We start from the raw sequence: 20,770 nt of genomic DNA on the forward strand, positions 1-20,770 counted from the left end.
GAACTATATGCCCCTACCCCTCTCTCGGCAGGCGTATGCCGCTATGTATGGCCCGACCGTGGGCGACCGGGTACGCCTCGGTGATACCGAGTTGCTGATTGAGGTCGAGCGCGACTACTGCGTGTACGGCGAGGAATGCAAGTTTGGCGGCGGCAAAACCCTGCGCGACGGCATGGGACAGGCGGCCGGCATCGGGCAGGCCGACGCGCTCGACCTGCTGATTACCAACGCGCTGGTGCTCGACTACACCGGCGTGTACAAGGCCGATATTGGCATCAAGGGCGGGCGCATCGTAGGCATTGGCAAGGCGGGCAATCCGCACATCATGCCCGGCGTGGACCCACGTCTGGTGGTGGGCGTGACCACCGAAGTGGTGGCCGGCGAGGGGCACATCCTCACGGCGGGCGGCATCGACTGCCACATCCACTTCATTTGCCCGCAGCAGCTGACCGAGGCACTGGCTTCGGGCGTTACCACGATGGTGGGCGGCGGCACTGGTCCGGCCGCCGGCACCACAGCCACCACCTGCACGCCGGGCGCATTTTATATCGAGCTGATGCTCAAGGCCACCGACGCCTTCCCCATGAATTTCGGGTTTTTGGGCAAGGGCAACACCTCGAAGCCGGAGGGGCTGGCCGAGCAGGTGGAAGCCGGGGCGCTGGGCTTTAAGCTGCACGAGGACTGGGGCACCACCCCCGCCACGATTGATAACTGCCTGACTATCGCCGAGAAGTACGACGTGCAGGTGTGCATTCACACCGATACGCTCAACGAGAGCGGCTTCGTGGAAAACTCGGTGGCGGCCTTCAAGGGGCGCACCATTCACTCGTACCACACCGAGGGCGCGGGCGGCGGGCACGCGCCCGACATCATCAAGATTTGCGGCGAGCCCAACGTAATCCCGTCGAGCACCAACCCCACGCGGCCGTTTACGGTGAACACCATCGACGAGCACCTCGACATGCTGCTCGTGTGCCACCACCTCGACAAGAATATCCCCGAAGACGTGGCCTTTGCCGAGAGCCGCATTCGCCCCGAAACCATTGCCGCCGAAGACATTCTGCACGACCTGGGCGCGCTGAGCATCATTAGTTCCGACTCGCAGGCCATGGGCCGGGTGGGCGAGGTCATCACCCGCACCTGGCAAACGGCCCACAAAATGCGCCAGCAGCGTGGCCCTCTCCCCGAAGACGCCGGCGCCCAGCGCCCGAACGATAACTTTCGCGCCCGCCGATATATAGCAAAATATACCATCAACCCGCCCGCGCCCACGGCATGGCCCATGAAATCGGCTCGGTCGAAATCGGTAAGCTGGCCGATTTGGTACTCTGGAAGCCGACTCTGTTCGGCTCACGGCCGGAGGTGATTCTGAAAGGCGGCGTCATCGTGCAGGCCCAGATGGGCGACCCCAACGCTTCCATTCCCACCCCGCAGCCCTCATTTTCACGGCCCATGTTCGGGGCGTATGGCGGGGGCGTAGGCTATTGCTCGGTGGCGTTCGTGTCAAGCGCTTCGCTGGAAACGGTAGCCGGCTACGGGCTGAGCAAGCGCGTGGTGGCGGTGAAAGGCTGCCGCACGGTGGCCAAAAAAGACATGGCGCTGAACGACTATTTACCCAATATCTCGGTAGACCCGGAAACGTACCGGGTGCTGGTGGATGGCGTGCATTTGACATGCGAGCCGGCGCAGACGCTGCCGCTGGCGCAGCTGTATAATCTATTTTAATAAATACCCACAGCAAAGAAGAACGTCATGCTGAGCCTGCCGAAGCATCTCTACCGCATCGTTGAATGAAGCGAGTAAGATGCTTCGGCAAGCTTAGCGCGGTTTCAGAATCAGGGTAAGGCTGGTCAAGTAGCGTGGACTTTTAGTCCGCGAGTGCTCAGTACAGAAACTCGCAGACTAAAAGTCCACGCTACAGTACAACGACTCCGAAACCGCGCTAGCATGACGTTCTTGCGTAAATATCATGGACAACCGTGCGCGGCGGCGAAACCCTATTTATGTTTGTGTTGTATGTTTGTACAACAAATAAGGGCACCAGCCTATCCGGCCGATGCCCTTACCGAAACTACCTGAGCCAATGAGCGAGCAACAACAGGCCTGCGCCTTTTGCTAGCCCTTTCAGAAGCTCAAAAACAAGCGGGACAAGCCACTTATCTAGCAGTTTCTTCGCGTTTTTCCATTCCATCTCCTCAGAAGTTGAAGGGTTACGCAACAACCCCCACACTTCTCGAAGCCCCGAACTGGTCCAACAGTCGGGGCTTCTCTTTTTACAGAGTAGCCGTAGGCTGGGGGACTTACCAAACGCGAGGGTGACAAAGGTAAGCTACTATAGTTGTAGCTTGCCCGCTTCAACTGCTCCCCGTGCCGCACCTCGCCCGCCTGCTCCACCTCGCCGACTCAGCCTTGCCCACTGGCTCCTTCGCCTATTCCTATGGGCTGGAAAGCAGTATTACGTTTGGCCTTATCCAGACCGAAACCGAGTTGCGGGCCTACCTCTATTCATTTTTGCAGCAGGCAGTTGGGTTTGAGCTGCCGTTCGTCACGTCGGCGGCCACGGCTGCGGCTGGCGAGCTGGCAGCTTTACTCGGCGAATACGACGCGCAGCTCCTCACACCGCCCCTGCACCGGGCCAGCCTTATGCAGGGCAAAAACTGGCTCCGGCTGCTGACGACCTTTTACCCCGAAGCCGGGCTAGCCGAGCTGGGCCGCGAGCTGGCGCGGCAAGAGCTGCCCGCGCATTTCGTGCCGCTGTTTGGGCTGAGCCTGGGCAGAATTGGCTTTGCGACAGCTGCTATTCAGGCTACTTACCTGCACCTGGCGCTGCGCGACCAGCTCAGCGCGTCCATTCGGCTGGGCTTTATCGGGCCGATGGCGGGGCACTTGCTGCAGCACGATTTTTACGGAGTTTTTGAGAATTTACTAGCCAGCACCGATATTCGGCCTTATACCGAGGCTACGCGCTGTACCCTGCTGCTCGACGTGGCCCAGATTTTTCACGACGACATTTACTCGCGACTCTTTCAGAATTAAGCTGTAGCGTGGACTCTGCGAGTCCGCGCGTGGTATCCATTGAACGACACTCTCACGCGCGGACTCGCCGAGTCCACGCTACTTCAACATGGCTTTCGTCGATAAACTCGCCCTGCTGCTCCACGGTCACAGCCACGAGGTGCTCGACTCGCCCGGCAGCTTTGCCGAGCGCGAAACCCGGCGGCTGCCGCCGTACCGCAACTTCCGCCAGCGGGCGTTTACGGTGGGAATCGGTGGGCCGGTGGGCACGGGTAAAACGGCGCTGCTCAAGGCGTTGTGCGAAAGCCTGCGCGACGACTACCGGCTAGGGGTCGTCACCAACGACATCTTCACCCGCGAGGATGCTGAGTTTCTGATTCGCCACAGCGCCCTCACCGCCGACCGTATCGTGGGCGTCGAAACCGGCGGCTGCCCGCACGCCGCCATCAGAGAGGATATATCCTTGAACATGAATGCCCTGGAAGGGCTCATGGAGCGTTTCGACAATCAGCTTGATTACCTGTTTGTGGAAAGCGGCGGCGACAACCTGGCTGCCCACTTTAGCCGCGAGCTGGTCGACTATTCTATTTACGTGATTGATGTGTCGGGCGGCGATAAGATTCCGCGCAAGGGCGGGCCGGGCATTACCCAATCAGACTTGCTGATAATCAACAAGATTGACCTGGCTCCGCTGGTCAAGGCTGACCTGGAGGTGATGGACCGCGACTCGCGCCGGATGCGCGGCGACGGGCCGTTTGTTTTTGCGCGTGCCGCCGATGGCCATAACTTAGGGCCCATTATCGACCACATTCACCTGGCTAAGGCGCAGGCTTTGGCGGCAGTGCGCGAAGACCGCCGCTAGCCCCGGCGACGCGGACTGAGCCTCAGCGTTGTATCTTACTCTCCGGTTCGCGTCCCCACTGCGCGCTACTACCCCGGTAACGGCTGACTCTGTTGGCCCTGCCTCGCCCCTACCCTTCCCCTTCCCACCCACTACGGATGCCGATTTTCGGCACTAGCCTCGCTGTTTTCAAAAAGCAGCTTGGGGCCAGCGCTGCGAAGCCGTGCCCGGCCGCCTGCCTGTAGCGTGGACTCTGGGAGTCCGCGCGCAGGTGGCAGCCGGACGATAGCACGCGCGGACTCCCAGAGTCCACGCTACAGGCAGGCGGCCGCTTTACTACTTGATAATTCTTACCTGACATGACTACGCCCACCCTCTACCGGCCCGAGTTTGAGCACGATGCCTGCGGCACCGGGTTTCTGACGTATATCGACGGGCGCAAGAGCCACCAGATTGTGGCCGACTCGCTGACCATGCTCGCCAATATGGAGCACCGGGGGCCTGCGGCTGCGACTCCGACTCGGGCGACGGCGCGGGTATTCAGATTCAGCTGCCGCACTGGTTTTTGCTCGAAGAGTGCGTGGCCCACGGCATCCGGCTGCCCGAGCCGGGCAGCTACGGCGTGGGCATGGTCTTCTTTCCCAAAAAAGAGAAGCTGCGCGCCGCCAGCAAGCAGGTAATTGCGGAGGCCGCCCAGCGGCTGGGCATTCCCATACTCGGCTACCGGCCGGTGCCGGTGCGCACGGCGGGCATCGGCGTCACGGCGCTGTCGGCCGAGCCGACCATCGAGCAGCTGCTGCTGGGGCGGCCGCTGGGCCTGGCTACCGAGGCCGACTTCGAGCGCAAGCTCTACGTGTTGCGCCGGCTGGTTATCAAGCTTTTGAACGAAAAGCTGCCCGCCGCGCTCGACGACTTCTATTTCGCCTCGCTTTCGTGCCGCACCATTGTGTACAAGGGCCAGCTGACGACTTTCCAGGTCGGCATGTACTTCCCCGACCTCAGCGACGAGCGCGTGACCTCGGCGTTCGGGCTGGTGCACTCGCGCTTCTCCACCAACACCATGCCCTCGTGGCGACTGGCCCAGCCGTTTCGCTACCTGGCGCACAACGGCGAGATAAACACGCTGCGTGGTAACCTGAACTGGTTTTTTGCGGGCCTGCCCAACTACACATCGCCCTACTTCTCGGCCGAAGAGATGGAGATGCTGCTGCCCGTTATCGACCCCTGGCAGTCGGACTCCGCCTGCCTGGATAACATAGTGGAGTTACTATATCATTGCGGCCGGTCGCTGCCGCACGTGATGATGATGCTGGTGCCCGAAGCCTGGGATGGCAACGAGCAGATGGACCCGCTCAAAAAGGCATTTTACGAGTTTCACGCCACCTTTATGGCCCCCTGGGATGGCCCGGCAGCGCTCAATTTCACGGACGGCACCCTGGTAGGCGCGATGCTCGACCGCAATGGGTTGCGGCCGTTGCGCTACGCCATCACCAACGACGGGCGCGTGCTGGTAGCCTCCGAGGCTGGCGTGCTGCCGCTGCCGCCCGCAAGCATTATCAAGAAAGGCCGCCTGCAGCCGGGTAAGATGTTTGTGGTCGACACCAGGGCCGGACGGATTCTGACCGACCGCGAAATCAAGGCCCAGGCCGCTGGCCAGCAGCCTTATGGCACCTGGCTCGAAAATTACCAGATTCGGCTCGAAGACCTGGCCGAGCCGCGCCAGGTATTTACCGACCTGGGCGCGGAGGCCGTCAGGAAATACCAGCAGGTATTCGGCTACACCCGTGAGGATGTGGAAACCGTGCTCACCCCGATGGCGCTAGAGGGCAAGGAGCCTATCGGTTCGATGGGTGTGGACGTGCCCCTGGCCGTGCTATCCGACCAGCCGCAGCACCTGAGCAGCTACTTCAAGCAGTTTTTTGCCCAGGTTACCAATCCGCCCATCGACCCCATTCGCGAGCGGCTGGTGATGAGCCTGGCTACCTTCATCGGCAACAACGGCAATATCCTGGACGAAGACCAGCTGCACTGCCACTGCGTGGCAGCCAGGCAGCCGGTGCTCACCAATCTGGAGCTGGAGAAGCTGCGCAGCATCGACACCGGCTCGTTTCACGCCAAAACGCTGCAGACCTACTTCCAGGCCGATGGCAAGCCGGGGGCGCTGCAACGCGGCCTCGAACGCCTGTGTCGCTACGCGGAAGACGCGGTGAACGACGGCTTTGAGGTATTGATTCTCTCCGACCGGGCCATGGATTCGGAACACGCGGCGATGCCGGCGCTGCTGGCAGTTTCGGCGGTCCATCATCACCTTATCCGGCGCGGAATGCGCGGCTCGGTGGGCCTGGTAGTGGAGGCCGGCGACGTGTGGGAGGTCCACCATTTTGCCTGCCTACTGGCATTTGGAGCCACGGCAATTAACCCCTATCTGGCCCTGGCCACGATTCAGACGCGCCACGCGGCGGGGCAGCTGGGCCCCAATCTGGCCCTCGATAAATTAGCCTACAACTATATTAAGGCCGTGTGCGATGGCCTGCTGAAGATTTTCTCGAAGATGGGCATCTCGACCCTGCAATCGTACCACGGCGCGCAGGTGTTTGAGATTCTGGGGCTTAATCAGCACGTAGTCGACCAGTATTTTACCGGCGCCGTAACGCGCATCGAAGGGCTGGGGCTGGATGAGATTGCCAAAGAAACCTTATACAAGCACTTCCACGGCTTCCGGCAGGAAAGCACCGTCGGCCCCGAGCTGCTGGCCACGGGCGGCGTGTACCAGTGGCGGCGCACCGGCGAGGCCCACATGTTTGACCCCGAAACGGTGCATCTGCTCCAGCACGCCACCCGTACCGGCAACTACCAGACCTACCAAAAGTATGCGCAGCTGCTCAACGAGCATCCCAACCAGCTGTTCACCATCCGGGGGCTGCTGGGCTTTGCCCGGCACCGGCCCAGCATCGCGCTGGCAGAAGTGGAGCCAGCTGAGGCCATTATCAAGCGCTTTGCCACGGGCGCGATGTCGTTCGGCTCCATCTCGCACGAGGCGCACAGCACGCTGGCCATTGCCATGAACCGCATCGGCGGCAAGAGCAATACCGGCGAGGGTGGCGAAGACCCGCTGCGCTACGAGCAGCTGCCCAACGGCGACTCCATGCGCTCGGCCATCAAGCAGATTGCTTCGGCGCGCTTCGGCGTCACGGCGCACTACCTGACCAATGCCGACGAGCTGCAAATTAAGATGGCCCAGGGCGCCAAGCCCGGCGAGGGCGGCCAGCTGCCGGGCCATAAAGTAGACGCCTGGATTGCCAAAGTGCGCCACGCCACGCCCGGCGTGGGCCTGATTTCGCCGCCCCCGCACCACGATATCTACTCTATCGAAGACCTGGCCCAGTTGATTTTCGACCTGAAAAATGCCAACCGCGCCGCCCGCATCAACGTGAAGCTGGTGAGCAAGGCGGGCGTGGGCACCATCGCAGCGGGCGTGGCCAAGGCCCACGCCGACGTCATTCTCATCTCGGGCTACGACGGCGGCACGGGGGCCTCGCCGCTCAGCAGCATCCGCCACGCCGGCCTGCCCTGGGAGCTGGGCCTGGCCGAAGCGCAGCAGACGCTGCTGCGCAGCCAGCTCCGCAGCCGGGTGGTGCTGCAAGCCGACGGCCAGCTGAAAACCGGGCGCGACCTGGCCGTGGCCGCCCTGCTGGGCGCTGAGGAATGGGGCGTGGCCACGGCCGCCCTGGTGGCCGGTGGCTGCGTGATGATGCGCAAGTGCCACCTCAACACCTGCCCGGTGGGCGTGGCCACCCAGGACCCCGAGCTGCGTAAGCTGTTCAGCGGCAAGCCCGAGCACATCGTCAACCTCTTCCACTTCCTAGCCGAAGAGCTCCGCGAAATCATGGCCGGGCTGGGTTTCCGCACCGTGAACGAGATGGTAGGCCGCAGTGAGTTCCTGAAAGTAAACCCCGAGGCCGGCCATTGGAAAGCCCGGCTCATCGACCTCGACGCGGTGCTGACGCCCGCCCCGAACATCTCGGGCGGCACTTTATATAATAGCGAAAGCCAGGACCACGGCATCGCCGAGGTGCTCGACTGGCAGCTGCTCGAACACGCCCGGCCCGCGCTGGAGCGCCAGGAAGTGGTAACAGCCGAGTTTGCGGTCAGGAACACCGACCGCACCATTGGCACACTACTCTCCAACGAGGTCTCCAAGCGCTACCACGCGGTCGGCCTGCCGACCGATACGATTCGCTACAAGTTCACCGGCTCGGCCGGGCAGAGCTTCGGGGCTTTTTCGGCCAGCGGCCTTACCTTCCGGCTCGAAGGCGAAGCCAACGACTACGTGGGCAAGGGCCTGAGCGGGGCGCGGCTGGCAATTTTTCCGCCGGCGGCCAGCACGTTTACGCCCGAGAATAACATCCTCATCGGCAACGTGGCGCTCTACGGTGCCACCTCGGGCGAGCTTTACGTGCGCGGCAAGGCGGGCGAGCGCTTCGCCGTGCGCAACTCGGGCGCTACGGCCGTAGTCGAGGGCGTGGGCGACCACGGCTGCGAGTACATGACGGGAGGACGGGTGCTGGTGCTGGGCCGCACAGGCCGGAACTTCGCCGCCGGCATGAGCGGCGGCCTGGCCTGGGTGTATGACCCCGCCGGCCAGTTCTCCGTGAACTGCAACCCCGAAATGGTGGCGCTCGAAGGCCTTACGGAAGCTGACGAGGTGGAGATTCAAACGCTGCTCAAACACCACGCGGAGCTTACAGGGAGCCACCTGGCTAATTTCTTGTTGGGCAACTGGGAAGAGGAAGCCGGGCGCTTCGTGAAGGTGTTCCCGCTGGAGTATAAGCGGGTGTTGGAGAAGGTGGTGAAAGCTGCTTAAAGGTTGTGCGCTAATGGAATTTTCGTTATGAATAATGCAAAAAAATGTGCTGTAATGCTCATTGTGTTACCCTATCTACTTCTATTACAAAGCTGCGATGGTCCTAATAAAGCTTTGCACGACAAAATAATAAGTAAGCTAAATTATTATGCCGATAGTCTTAAATCGCAAAAGTCTGCTTACGCGATTGTGAATATGGATAAGTTGACGGGTTGTGATTGGGAACATATTTATTTTTTCAGTGAAGACTCCGGTTATCCAACGGATGAGGAAATGAGTAGGGTTGTTGGTATTAAGGTTATGAGTGGTGGAATAATCAGCAACGGTACACGTTTAATCTTTACTAAAGGTGATGTAATAATAGCAGTTGTTGACTTTAGCCAAGAAGACTTCTTATGTCTTTATGCAGAAAAAGGCTACAATAGAAGTCAAGGAAATAAATTTGCCTTCTACCCTAATTGTGATTATCGAAAATCATATAACATAAAGCCATTGCAGAACTTTGATGAGCACACAGATTTAAGCGGTGAGTTTTACAAAAGATGTTATTAATCGTTACAAATAAATTCTAGGTTTGCTTCCCAATGGGCAACATCACCGGCTTCAAGGAATACCCGCGCACCGCGCCGCCCAAAGCGGCTCCGACCGAGCGCTTGGCGCACTACCAGGAATTCATCGGCCTCTACCCCGAGCCGGAGCTGCACCAGCAGGCGGCGCGCTGCATGAACTGCGGCGTACCCTTCTGTCACTCGGGCTGCCCGCTGGGCAACATCATCCCCGAGTTCAACGAGGCGGTGTACCGGCAGGACTGGCGCGAGGCCTACGACATTCTCACGGCCACCAACAACTTCCCCGAGTTCACCGGTCGCATCTGCCCTGCGCCCTGCGAGTCGGCCTGCGTGCTGAGCATCCACAGCGCGCCGGTGGCCATTGAGGAAATCGAGAAGCACATCATCGAAATAGCCTTCCGGCAGGGCTACGTGCAGCCTACCGCGCTGGTGCTCAAAACCGGCAAAACGGTAGCCGTGGTGGGCTCCGGTCCGGCCGGGCTGGCCGTGGCGGCGCAGCTCACTGAGGCCGGCCATAGCGTCACGGTCTTCGAGCGCGACCCCCACCCTGGCGGCCTGCTGCGCTACGGCGTGCCCGATTTCAAGCTCGAAAAATGGGTGATTGAGCGCCGCATCAAGCTGCTCGAAGCGGCCGGCGTGACCTTCCGCTGCCAGGTCGAAATTGGCCGCGACCTCTCGGCCGACGAGCTGCGGCAGGGCTTCGACGCGGTGGTGCTGGCGGGCGGTGCCTCGGCTCCGCGCGAGCTGAATTTGCCCGGCCGCGAGCTAAAAGGTATCCACTACGCCATGGAGTACCTGACGCAGCAGAACCGCCGCGTGAGCGACACGCCCGTAGATAGCGAGCACATTCTGGCCGATGGCCTCGACGTGGTGGTTATCGGCAGCGGCGACACGGGCTCCGACTGCGTGGGCACCGCCAACCGCCAGCAGGCCAGGTCGGTAGCGCAGTTTGCCATGATGCACCAGCCCGGCGAGGAGCGCCCGGCGCACACGCCCTGGCCGCTCTACCCTACCATTTTTCGCACCAGCAGCTCGCACGAGGAAGGCTGCCAGCGCTACTGGGGCGTGAATACCAAAGCTTACCTGGGCGACTCAACCGGCTCTGTGCGCGCCCTGCTCGTGAGCGACGTAACCTGGGAAACCGACGACTTGGGCCGCCGCGTGCGCTTCGAGGAAGTGCCTGGCTCCGACCGCGAAATCCCGTGCCAGTTGGTGCTGCTGGCCCTGGGTTTTACCGGCCCGGCCAACGCCAGCCTACTCAACCAGCTCGGGGTGACACTCGATGAGCGCGGCAACGTGCACGCCCCGAAACCACCTACCACACCAACCGGCCCGGCGTATTCGTGGCCGGCGACATGCGCCGCGGCCAGTCGCTCGTCGTCTGGGCCATCTCGGAAGGCCGCGAAGCGGCACGGCAGGTTGATATATACTTGATGGGCAAGACCAGCTTGCCGAGCAAGAACGCGGTGGGGATGTTTGGGTAGAATTTCAAGAATTAGCATAAGAGAGAAGCCCTGGAAGCAATTGCTTCCAGGGCTTCTCTCTTATGCCTGTTATCTACATTCCATGCCTCTTATACTAGCCAAGAATGTAATCGAATTTCTCGAAGTCAAACTTTACCTTGTTTGTTCTCTCGAAAAGAGCCGCACTACTCTCATCAATTCCGTAGTTCCAATGATAATAATAGTCATCCTCTACATAGTTGATGACTTTCTTAAGCTGGCTAATTGTTATCTGGGTTGGAAGTGATATTTCTTCTACCAAAGCCTCCGCACGAGTTGTCATGATTCCATTAACATGGTACTTTGCACTTGATATTTTGTCATATCCTTTTTCGTAAACGTCTATTGACCTGGAAAATAATTGAACGCCACCTCCATAACGATTACAAATATACCCTTCTTGATACAGCGTGTTCCTTGCTTTTCTTAATGACGCACATGTTCTATTAAGTAGGGATGCAATATCTTCCCAGCTGGTTCCGTCAATAGCCTTTATAAGTTTTACAATCTTTTTCTCTAGCTTCTTCATTTTGCGGCTGTATCGCTAGGGTTGTTGGTGTTGCTAAAGTAGCGCATGTCAATTAACTACTCCCCCATCACATCTCCACTAAACTGAGGTGGTCTAGTTAGGCAGGAGAGAATTGGGTGATGTTAGCAAGTAGCTGCTGGTGAAAGTGATAAGGCTTTGAATAGCCGATACTGGAATGCCGGCGTTTATGATTGTAGTAGTCAAAATAATCGGCCACGCTGGTCTGCGCGTCGGCCAAATCGGTAAAGACGGGCCAGTCCCGGAGTTCAAGCACTTCCGTTTTGAGGCGCGACCATAGGCGCCCAAAACCTTTTGACGGTTTTCAGCCTGGGCGTTGTCGTAGCAGTCGCCGGCTCGGCTGTGCGAAAGGTGGGCTTTGGCGTCGCGCAGCAGCGCCTTGTAGACGTTGCCCACATACTGGCCGCCCCGGTCGGAGTGCACAATCAGGCCAGGAGCGGGCCGCTGGGCGAGCAGGGCCCGTTGCAAAGCGGTGGTAACCAGCGCCTCCGGCATATCAGCCCGCACTTGCGAAGTGCCGCCGTGGCGGCACCGTGCCCACCACCTGCTTGGTGCATACGTCCTGAAAAGCACAGCAATAAACCCAATTGCCGTTGGCCAGGGGCAGGTAGGTAATGTCGCTGACCCACACCCGATTGGCCTGGGTAGGCTTTGGCTGGTCGAGCAGCAAGTTCGGCGCGCAGCGTTTGCCATGGGTCGAATCGGTGGTGCGCGGGACAAACGCTTTGGGCTGCAAGGCCTTGCGCGCCTGGCGGCGCAGCGCCGTGCGAATGGCCTGCCGCCCCACTTGGTACCCCAACTCGCGCAGCTCAACGCGTAGGCGGCGGGTGCCGTAGCGGCGCTGGTGGTCGTCAAACACGTCGACCAGGGCCGTTTCCCAGGCCGGTTCCGCGGGGCTCTTACGCCCGCCACCACCCCTTTTCGCCACGCGTAGTAGCGGCTGGGCACCACCCCGAGGGCTTGGCAAAGCAGCTGCACCGGATAGTGAACGTGCTGCTGGTCCATAAATTGTAAGTGACTCACAGCGTCGGGGTGGTCGAGAAGATAGCGATGGCTTTTTTTAAAATTTCCAGCTCCTGCGCCAGGCGTTTGTTGGCCTGACGCAGGGCGCGCACCTCGGCGGCCTCGGCCGGGTCAGCTGGTAAGGGTTGTTGGGCCGACTTCTGCCACGCATAGAGGCGCTTGGGGTCAATGTTCAAGGCACGCGCGGCGGCCAGCGTGGAGCGGCTTTCGCTGGCTAAGCGCAGGGCTTCGGCGCGGAAGGTCGCATCATACCGCGGCCGTTTCGTAGGAGGAGCTTTTTCCATGAGGTTGGGAATTTAGCACCCAATTCTCTCCTATTGCACCCGACCACCTCAAACAACCCCACCAAATGCGCTAGCCCATCCGGCGCGTGCACAGCCGCTGTTTTCTCCATCGTATCCTGCGCTACGGCGGCGGCACGCTGACACATGTACTGCTCGTAGTGGGCAATGACAGTGTTTTGAAGTAGCCGATGCGGGTAAGGCTGGGCTAGGCCCTTGCCATATTAATTGCGTGGCTAGGAGGTTATAACTGCTTGCTCAGCAGCACGCCACTGTAAGAATACCCATTCACGTTCACGCCTTGCAGGGGCGCCAGCGAGAGGCCCTGGCGGCCAGCTACCTTATGCAGCTGCGGCACTACCACGCCCATCGTGGCGCCCACGGCGTAGCCCACAATGTTATCGGAGAGGAAATGCTTGCCCGCCTCGATGCGGAAATACGCCACGGCGGCGGGCACCACAGCCGCCGCGCCCCACACGTAGGGTTGGGCCGGCGAGTCGGGGTTAAAATCATGAAAAACCTTGGCCACGAAGAAGGTAGCCGTGGCTGTATGCCCCGCATGGCCCGAAAAAAACGAATTGGTGGCAATGTGGCCGTTGCGCAGGTCGCCGCCCTCCGGGCCGTAGAGGTAAGGGCGGTAGCGCGTGACATTACCGATAGCCGTGGCAAAGATGGCATCCGTGGCTAGCACCGTTTGCACGTATAAGGCCAGCACCTGGCCGTAGTGACTACGAACAGCCGGATTCAGGGCCAGCAGGCCGGGGGCGATAGCCAGCGTAGGATAGCAGATTAAATCGCTGGTAGTCTGGGCACTTTGGCTGTAATAGCCAGCCGAAAAGCGGTCGAATCTTGGAATATCGTTTTTATTGAGCGCAGCTATCTGCGTGTTGGTGAGGCCACTGCGCTGCTGCGACCGGTACAGGCCAAAGGCGCTCACGGCCGCTTCGCCCAAAATAATGGAGCCATCGACGGCAAAGCGGGTATGGTAGGGCGAGGGCGTTTCCTGCGCAGTAGCCGGCGTACCGGCGGTCAGGCTCAACATCCCTACAAAAAGAAAAGTAGCGTGCTGCTTCATCTGTTGGCGCTTAAAAAAGAGTACTAAACGCGCAAGTATTTATCAAGGTTGGGCCACTCAGTATTTACGGTCCAGCCAGTTGAACCCCAGCAGCCTTTCGTCGGCCAATGCCGCCGCTACTGCCTGGCACACCGGCTCCAGGTCGGGGCGCGAAAGGCCCAGCGCACGCACCAATACCACATTTTCGCGCGCCTGAGTTACGGCCACTACATAAGGCCGGCCGGCCAGTTGGGCGTGCAGGGCCGTTTGGCCGGCCGGTGGCAGCTGGTGCAGCCGGGCGGCCAGCCGCTGAAAACGCACGCCGCCCGGCGGCCCCACCAAATAGATAGAGAATACACTATTATACTCCCCAAACGTAGCCTGCGAAGTAGCCAGATGCTCAGTGGGGCGCAGGGCGAAGCGGTCGAGCAGTGCCAGGCGGCCGGCCACACTCACGCGCAGCTCGGTAGCAAAGGAGGTAAAGGCGAATTTTTCGCCGGCATCGGTGCGGCCGGCGTGCCACCAGTCGGCCAGGAGCAATGTAGCATCAGCAGTAAGGTGCCAGTGCTGGGTTTGGTGGTAGCGGCTGGCGGCCTGGGGCACCAGTGGGTCGGGCAGCACCACGGCCAACGCATGTTCGGCCAGGTAGCCTTCGGTATGCTGCTCGGCCTGGGCTCCATCTATCGACTTGAACAGGCGCGTGTTGGCTTGGGTGTTAAGCAGCAGCCGGGCATTTTCTTCGCAGCGCACCCGCAGCCGAATATTATCGCCGGCCACCAGGCCGCCGCCGTAGCTGGCCAGCACCACTTGGCAGCTGCCGCCGGGAGCGTGGGGGTTGATAATTTTGAGCGGCTGGATGCTGCGGCTGGCCACCAGCCGCGACTGCTGCCGCACCTGGGCCACCGTCAGCTCGCTCCACAGGTGGTCGTCGGGCATTGCCGGGAAATTGAGGTCGGCAAGATAGCCGCGGAGCCCGCAGTTTTTTCGTGGCGCAGCTACCGGTGCACTTTGCGCAGCTCTTCGGGCTCAAAGATGCGGGCCAGCTTGCGCTTGCGCTCTACCAGCTGAAAAGAGGCGCGGTCCTGGCTTTCGCTCCAGAAGATATCCGAAATCAAGCCTTGGTGCGGAGGCAGGCCGCCCTTCGGCTGCACTTCCTCTACCAGGTCGCCAAAGCCGAAAGGTGGCTTATTGTAGAGCTCCTTAAACAGCTCGCCGCGCACCAGAAACTGCTGCTCATCATAGCGCAGGGTTATCCAGTCGCTGTCGGCGTCGAGGTCGCTCACTTTCTCAAATACTTTACCCACTGGCTCCAATAGCTCAAAGGAGCGCCGATTGGCGGGGTGCAGGTAGCTGTAGCCATAGTCGGGCGACCAGGCATATAAGCCAAAAACAACGGGACGAGGACGGGGCATAGCAACAGAACAGCTTGGAGGTAGCGCAAACTTCCGGTCCGAGCACAGAATGGCTGGGACGGGCTGCCGGCTCTGTACACGAATTTGGAAACTACCCTAGCTAACCCAAAACGCCCCTGCAAGTTGCTACGGCCGATACTAATGAGGCCTTAGGGCACTGAGTTTTTATAAAATATTTAACGTTCATCTTTTGTTCATAAATAATAACTCTTACATTTGCTTTTTAATACATAAAATGGACAATAAATTTTATACATAAATTTTTAAGCTTTTCATGCTAAACTTTTCCTCTCTTACCATTTATCGAAGCCTGCTTGCCTCACTTATTGGCTTGCTGAGCGCTTCTGCAGCAGCTGCCCAGGCTGCCAGGCCTTTCACCCCCGGCAACTTTGTAATTGTGCGCGTGGGCGATGGCAAAGCGGCGCTCACCAGCGCCGCAACCGCGGCCTTTTTGCTGGAGTACTCCCCTACCGGCACCCTGGTACAAACTATTGCGCTGCCTACGGCCGATGCCAGCCCTAATCTGGCTTTCACCGAAACCGGTACCGCCACGTCCGACGCTAATCTGACACGCTCGGCCGACGGGCATTACCTGCTGCTGCCCGGCTATAATGCCCCATGGGTACCCCACGGTAGCCAATACTGCGGCAGCTGTCACCAACCGGCTCATTTGCCGCATTGCTGCCGATGGGACGCTTCATACAACCACCCGCATCAAGGATGCCTTTAGCGGCAGTGCCAGCACGGCGGGCAATATTCGCAGTATTGCTTCAGCTACTGGCTCAGCTTTTTACGCAGTAGGCAGCAGCAACGGCGTCGTATATGTGCCGCTGGGTAACAGCGGAAATTCGACGTCGCTGACCGCTGGCGCGCCTACCAATCTACGAGCCGTAGCCATCGCGGCCGACAACCTGTACGTTAGCTCCGGCTCGGCCGCCGCTACTGGCATCAGCCAGGTTGGCAAAGGCTTGCCTACTGCTAGCCCACAAGCAGTTACCTTACTTTCTGGCTTCGCCAATCCGGCGGGTACTACGCAGGCATTGCTGAGTTCGGCCAGCTTTTTCTTTACCGACCAAAGCCCGGCCGTACCCGGCCCCGACGTACTCTACGTGGCCGACGATGGCAGCGCCTCCGGCTCGAACGGAGCGAATGGCGGTATCCAGAAGTGGAGCCTCGTCAACAACAGCTGGGTACTGAACGGCCTGATTACCGGGGCGACCAATCCAGGCGTGCGGGGACTGGCGGGCACCACTAATGGCACAGCTATCACCCTGATAGCCAGCAGCTCGGGCAGCCTTTATGCCGTAACCGACCAGGCGGGCTATAACGCGCCGCCGAGTACGTCGGTCTTGCCCGCTGCCATTGCTACTGCGGGCACCAGTATGGCATTTCGGGGCGTGGCACCAGCCCCGCTGGCTACGGCGCTGACGGCCCGGCCAGAAGCTACTTTAACCCAGCTGGCGCTGTATCCCAGCCCGGCGCAGCAGGTAGTGACTATTCGGCTGGCCGATGGCCGGGCGGGCGGGCACACTGCCGAAGTGCGCGACCTGCGCGGCCGCCTGCTCCGCACGGCCACGCTCCCCGCCTCGGGGCAGCTAAGCCTGGATGGCCTGGCGGCGGGCACCTACCTGCTTACAGTTGACGGCAGCCTGACGCGCCGCATCAGCAAAGTAGACTGAAATATCTATTTTTTTATTTAGTTAAAATATTTTAAAATATGACGCTTATTTACTCAAGCTTTCCCCGACGAACACGATGGCTGCTTGGCGCGTGGCTGTTGCCGCTGCTGAGCTGGGGGCAGGTTGCAACCTATCCAATCGCAGGTTTAAGCAGCGCGGCTAGTGGCGCGACGAGCCTGGCGGCCAGTAGCAGCAATGCAAATGTGACGACAGTCGCGCTCACTAAAAATGGTCTTTCCAGCAGCACGGGTGCCGGCACATTTAAGGGCAGCAGCTGGTCGCAGGCCACGAGCCCGGACGCCGGTAAGTACATCGGGTTTTCTGTAACTCCAAATACCGGCTACGCGCTTACTCTTAGCAGCTTAAGCTACGGGCTTGTCAGCAGTGGCTCGGGGCCGGCCACCTACCAATGGTATTCCAGCCTCGATAACTTTACGACGCCCCTGGCTACCGTGGCCTCAACGGCTGCCCCGGCCAATACCACGCTCACGCTGCCGGCCGCCAGCTTCGGCAACCTTACCAGTACCATCTCATTTCGGTTGTATGGATACGGGGCTACCGCCAGCACGGGGACGGGTGGCCTGCTCGGCGACCTGGTGGTAAATGGCTCGGTAGCCGCAACCTCGGCCGCGGTGCTTACGGCTACTCCTACCACCCTTACAGGATTCAGCGCCCCTCTGGGTACTGCTTCGGCAGCGCAGGCGTACAAGCTGGCGGGCAATAACTTACCTCCCGATGGCAGCCTGCGCGTATCGCTGCCCGTCAACTCGGGCTTCGAGGTTTCGGGCGATAACACCAGCTTTGGCCAAAGCCTGACACTGGCTTACGCCGGCACCAGCCTGCCGGCCGATGCGGCCGCTCCGCTGGTGTACGTGCGCCTGGCCGCTACTGCCGCCGCGGGCCCGTACAGTGGGGTTAGTATTACCACTACGGTGTTTGATAAAACAGCCAGCGCTACCGGCACTGCGGCTACGGTAAGTGCCTCAGGCACAGTATCGGCACCCAAAGCGGCCAAGCCGACAACGCAGCCTACCATTACGGCGGCCAACAGCACGGCCAATACGGTTGATATTACCCTGACGGGCGGCAATGGTCAAAAGCGACTCGTGGTGCTGCGAGCAACCTCGGCCACGGCCGCCGTGCCGGCCGATAATGTTACCTACCCGGCCAGCCTTACGCTGGGAGCGGGTGGCCAGCCCGGCCCCGGCAACTTCGTCATGGTCGCCGATGGCACGACGGTGGCGGCGACCCTCACCGGCCTAAGCGCCTCGGTGAGCTATACCCTGGCAGTTTATGCTTATAATGATGACGGGGTAGCCGGCCAGGAAAGCTACCTGACTGCTTCGCCCGGCACTGCTACCTTCAGCACAACGGCTGGCACTGCTTTTTACTACTCGAAGCCTACCGGCGACCTGAACAATCTGGCCACTTTTGGCACGGCCACCGATGGTACCGGTACTGCTCCCGGCAATTTTACGACGGCGAACCGCACGTACATCGTCAATGGCATACACTCCCTATCGGGCAACCTGGTAGTATCAGGAACCAGCTCGAAGGTGGTGCTGGCGGCGGGGTCGGCTTTTACCATACCAGCCGCCTTCAGCTATGGGGGCCGGGTAGACATGCAGGATGGCGCATATCTCACCGTACTATCTCCATCGCCTGCGCTAAACCTCGGCGACCTTGCGCCGGGCAGCACCGTTGAGTTTGCGCAGGCAGCCAACTACGTCGTGCCAAGCCCCAGCCCCGGCTATGGCCACCTGAAGCTAACCAATGCTACCAAGCAGCTGGCTCCGGGCAGCACGAACATATATGGTAACCTGACGCTGGAGAACGTGAGTAGTTTCGGAGGCTCCAACACCACTACTTTCTCGGATATTGCCCTGAATGGCAACCTGAACCTGCTGGGCGCTACCACCTTCGACCCGGCTTCCAGCGGCCGGATTACCCTGGGGCTGTATGGCAACACCCCGCAAGTGCTAAGCGGCAATGGCAATACCCTGCGCCTGCACCTGCTGAGAACCTACGTGAGCGGCGCAGGCGCGGTATTGGCCGATGCCAACGGCGGCACGCCCCTCGAAGTTGGCACCACTCGGGGTGGTGGCCTGGGCCTTCTGGCCGGCAGCACGCTGACTCTCAACGCTAACACGCTTTCCTTCACGCCGGGCGGCCGGGCCTCGCTTGTCAACTCAGGTGGCACGGGCACCATTACCCTATCGCCGGCCTCGTCGCTCAACCTGGAATCGCTGAATACTTCTATCGGCTCCCTTTACCTGACGCCCGGTGCCAACACGCTCAATAATCTACGCCTGGCTAATGCCTCGAACGACTACCTCGACGTTAGCTCATCGCTGACGATAGCCGGGGCGCTGACCCTCGACGGCACCGGCCGGCTGGACATTGGCCCTAACCAGACGCTGACTCTTACTGGTACGCTTACCGGCACCGGCAGCTTGCAGGGCTCTGCTACCAGCGACCTGGTAATCGGGGGAAGCGGCGCATTGGGCACGCTTCGCCTGGCAGCCGGCACTCAGCAGCTACGTAACCTTAGCATAGGGCGGGCCAGCGGCTCGGTACTCCTCGGCTCCCCTGTTCAGGTAGGCGGAGTACTCACGATGAGCGAGGGCACCGTAACTACCACGAGCACCAACTTACTGACCATGAGCAGCACGGCTACGCTCACCCCCGGCAATGGCTTCGTGAGCGGCCCTTTGGCCCGCGTAACCGCCCCAGGAGCCCGTACCACGATTTTTCCGGTGGGTAGCGGCACGGCCTATCGCCCTGTTACCCTTACTGCCACCACCCAAACCAGCACCACTACCTATATGGCCGAGCAAAAGGAATCGCCGCCTACCCAAAGCCTGACCGTAAACGACCCGCGCGGGGCCGACTTACGGCGGGTATCATTTCGGCGCTACTTCACGGTTACGCCCACTGTGCAGCCTACGGGTTTCAATGGCACTATTACCCTGAGCTTTGGGCCCGACGACTACGTAAATGTGCCCAACGATGCCGGCCTAGTCATCGCTAAACGCGCCTCCCCAGCCGCCGCCTGGGCGAATCTTGGGCACAGCGCCGAAACGGGCAGCAGCGGTACCGGCCCCGGTGGCCCGCCTGTTAGCGGCACCATTACCTCGGCTTCGTTTACCAGCTTTTCCGATTTTACCCTGGGCGCGACCAATACCAATAACCTCACTGCCACCCAGGTAAACCCCTTGCCGGTAATGCTAACGAGCTTTACGGCGGCCCGCACCGCTGCCGACGTGCACCTTCGCTGGGCTACGGCTTCGGAAACCAATAGTACGCACTTTATAGTCGAGCGCAGCCTCGCCGGGCAGCAGTTTGAGCCGGTGAGCAGGGCAGCAGCTGCCGGCACTACCCCCACGCGCATACCTATACGGTGCTTGATGCAATGGCTCCGGTGGCTACTCTTTACTATCGGCTGCGGCAGCTCGACCACGACGGCACGGCCCATTTTTCGCCGGTTGTCACCGTAGCGGCTCACCCCGGCAGCAGCTTGGAGCTGCACCTCAGCCCCAACCCTGCGCTTGCCACCCTGACCATGTTTACCAGCCAGCCGGCAGCTTACGTCGTGCGCTCGGCGCTGGGCCAGGCCTTATTGCAAGGGTTAGCCGAAGCTGGGCACACCAGCATTACCGTGGCCGGACTACCGGCGGGGTTATATTTTGTAGAGGCTCATACCGATGCCGGCCTGGTCATACGCCGGTTCGTCAAAGAATAGCAGTTTTTTAGCTATAATATAATTTTTTATATATACTAAATATATCATTAATGCGACAGTCAGGCACAGACCCTGGCGCAGCTTTGAAGGTGCGTACAACTGTACAGCGCCTCCCAAGCTGCGCTAAACCGCTAAACAGGGCGAATAGCTTTCTGCTTTCTGCCAGCCGCAAAGGCCCGGCCCATATCCTAATCGGCTTAGGCGCGTAAGGGAAACCTGAACTGTTGGTCGCGCCGGACGG

The 20,770-nt window shown here is 60.2% G+C and carries 15 protein-coding genes and 2 pseudogenes; 10 read left to right on the plus strand and 7 right to left on the minus strand.

Annotated elements, in window-relative coordinates; all coding sequences use genetic code 11:
- Window positions 1-43: 43 nt before the first annotated feature.
- The 6 genes and pseudogenes from ureC to GKZ67_RS11615 all read left to right on the plus strand — a co-directional run bounded on the left by ureC (window position 44) and on the right by GKZ67_RS11615 (window position 10,723).
- Window positions 44-1,725: pseudogene (ureC, locus tag GKZ67_RS11590) on the plus strand (urease subunit alpha).
- 642 nt (window positions 1,726-2,367) lie between these two features.
- Window positions 2,368-3,036: an urease accessory protein UreF gene (locus tag GKZ67_RS11595; protein WP_173242488.1), complete on the plus strand. Its 669-nt coding sequence runs from the start codon at window positions 2,368-2,370 to the stop codon at window positions 3,034-3,036.
- Window positions 3,037-3,124: 88 nt separating this feature from the next.
- On the plus strand, window positions 3,125-3,877 hold the full coding sequence (gene ureG, locus GKZ67_RS11600) for an urease accessory protein UreG (protein ID WP_173242489.1): 753 nt from the start codon (window positions 3,125-3,127) through the stop codon (window positions 3,875-3,877).
- Between the two features lie 338 nt (window positions 3,878-4,215).
- Window positions 4,216-8,720: pseudogene (gene gltB, locus GKZ67_RS11605) on the plus strand (glutamate synthase large subunit).
- A gap of 27 nt (window positions 8,721-8,747) precedes the next feature.
- The gene (locus tag GKZ67_RS11610) at window positions 8,748-9,272 is read left to right on the plus strand and encodes a hypothetical protein (RefSeq protein WP_173242491.1); all 525 of its coding nucleotides are present in this window, start codon (window positions 8,748-8,750) and stop codon (window positions 9,270-9,272) included.
- A 32-nt stretch (window positions 9,273-9,304) separates the two neighbouring features.
- Window positions 9,305-10,723: a glutamate synthase subunit beta gene (locus GKZ67_RS11615; RefSeq protein WP_410505016.1), complete on the plus strand. Its 1,419-nt coding sequence runs from the start codon at window positions 9,305-9,307 to the stop codon at window positions 10,721-10,723.
- Window positions 10,724-10,867: 144 nt separating this feature from the next.
- On the opposite strand, the gene GKZ67_RS11620 is transcribed toward GKZ67_RS11615, so the two are convergent.
- The 7 genes from GKZ67_RS11620 to GKZ67_RS11650 all read right to left on the minus strand — a co-directional run bounded on the left by GKZ67_RS11620 (window position 10,868) and on the right by GKZ67_RS11650 (window position 15,108).
- Complete coding sequence (locus tag GKZ67_RS11620; protein WP_173242493.1) at window positions 10,868-11,320, minus strand: hypothetical protein; 453 nt, start codon at window positions 11,318-11,320, stop codon at window positions 10,868-10,870.
- Window positions 11,321-11,417: 97 nt separating this feature from the next.
- Window positions 11,418-11,594: an integrase core domain-containing protein gene (locus GKZ67_RS25165; RefSeq protein WP_410505017.1), complete on the minus strand. Its 177-nt coding sequence runs from the start codon at window positions 11,592-11,594 to the stop codon at window positions 11,418-11,420.
- A gap of 240 nt (window positions 11,595-11,834) precedes the next feature.
- Window positions 11,835-12,266, minus strand: coding sequence for an IS3 family transposase (locus tag GKZ67_RS11630; protein ID WP_173242494.1), 432 nt, complete (start codon window positions 12,264-12,266; stop codon window positions 11,835-11,837).
- Window positions 12,267-12,357: 91 nt separating this feature from the next.
- The gene (locus GKZ67_RS11635) at window positions 12,358-12,645 is read right to left on the minus strand and encodes a transposase (RefSeq protein WP_173240939.1); all 288 of its coding nucleotides are present in this window, start codon (window positions 12,643-12,645) and stop codon (window positions 12,358-12,360) included.
- 241 nt (window positions 12,646-12,886) lie between these two features.
- Window positions 12,887-13,684 (minus strand): phosphatase PAP2 family protein, encoded by a 798-nt coding sequence (locus GKZ67_RS11640; protein WP_173242496.1) that lies wholly within the window; start codon window positions 13,682-13,684, stop codon window positions 12,887-12,889.
- Window positions 13,685-13,774: 90 nt separating this feature from the next.
- On the minus strand, window positions 13,775-14,632 hold the full coding sequence (locus tag GKZ67_RS11645; protein ID WP_173242498.1) for an urease accessory protein UreD: 858 nt from the start codon (window positions 14,630-14,632) through the stop codon (window positions 13,775-13,777).
- Between the two features lie 59 nt (window positions 14,633-14,691).
- The gene (locus GKZ67_RS11650) at window positions 14,692-15,108 is read right to left on the minus strand and encodes a DUF6960 family protein (RefSeq protein ID WP_173242500.1); all 417 of its coding nucleotides are present in this window, start codon (window positions 15,106-15,108) and stop codon (window positions 14,692-14,694) included.
- Between the two features lie 331 nt (window positions 15,109-15,439).
- On the opposite strand from GKZ67_RS11650, the gene GKZ67_RS11655 reads away from it, so the two are divergent.
- From GKZ67_RS11655 to GKZ67_RS11670, 4 genes are all read left to right on the plus strand, one after another.
- Window positions 15,440-15,838 (plus strand): hypothetical protein, encoded by a 399-nt coding sequence (locus tag GKZ67_RS11655; RefSeq protein ID WP_173242502.1) that lies wholly within the window; start codon window positions 15,440-15,442, stop codon window positions 15,836-15,838.
- A complete protein-coding gene (locus tag GKZ67_RS11660; RefSeq protein ID WP_173242504.1) occupies window positions 15,720-16,787 on the plus strand; it encodes a T9SS type A sorting domain-containing protein in 1,068 nt (355 codons plus the stop codon). The genes GKZ67_RS11655 and GKZ67_RS11660 overlap by 119 nt, the downstream gene beginning before the upstream one ends.
- A gap of 203 nt (window positions 16,788-16,990) precedes the next feature.
- On the plus strand, window positions 16,991-20,284 hold the full coding sequence (locus tag GKZ67_RS11665; protein ID WP_173242506.1) for a beta strand repeat-containing protein: 3,294 nt from the start codon (window positions 16,991-16,993) through the stop codon (window positions 20,282-20,284).
- Entirely contained in the window at window positions 20,209-20,529 is a 321-nt protein-coding gene (locus GKZ67_RS11670; protein WP_173242508.1) for a T9SS type A sorting domain-containing protein, read from the plus strand. Before GKZ67_RS11665 ends, GKZ67_RS11670 begins: the two co-directional genes overlap by 76 nt.
- Window positions 20,530-20,770 lie beyond the last annotated feature (241 nt).

This window comes from Hymenobacter sp. BRD67, from assembly GCF_013256425.1.
Lineage (GTDB): Bacteria > Bacteroidota > Bacteroidia > Cytophagales > Hymenobacteraceae > Hymenobacter.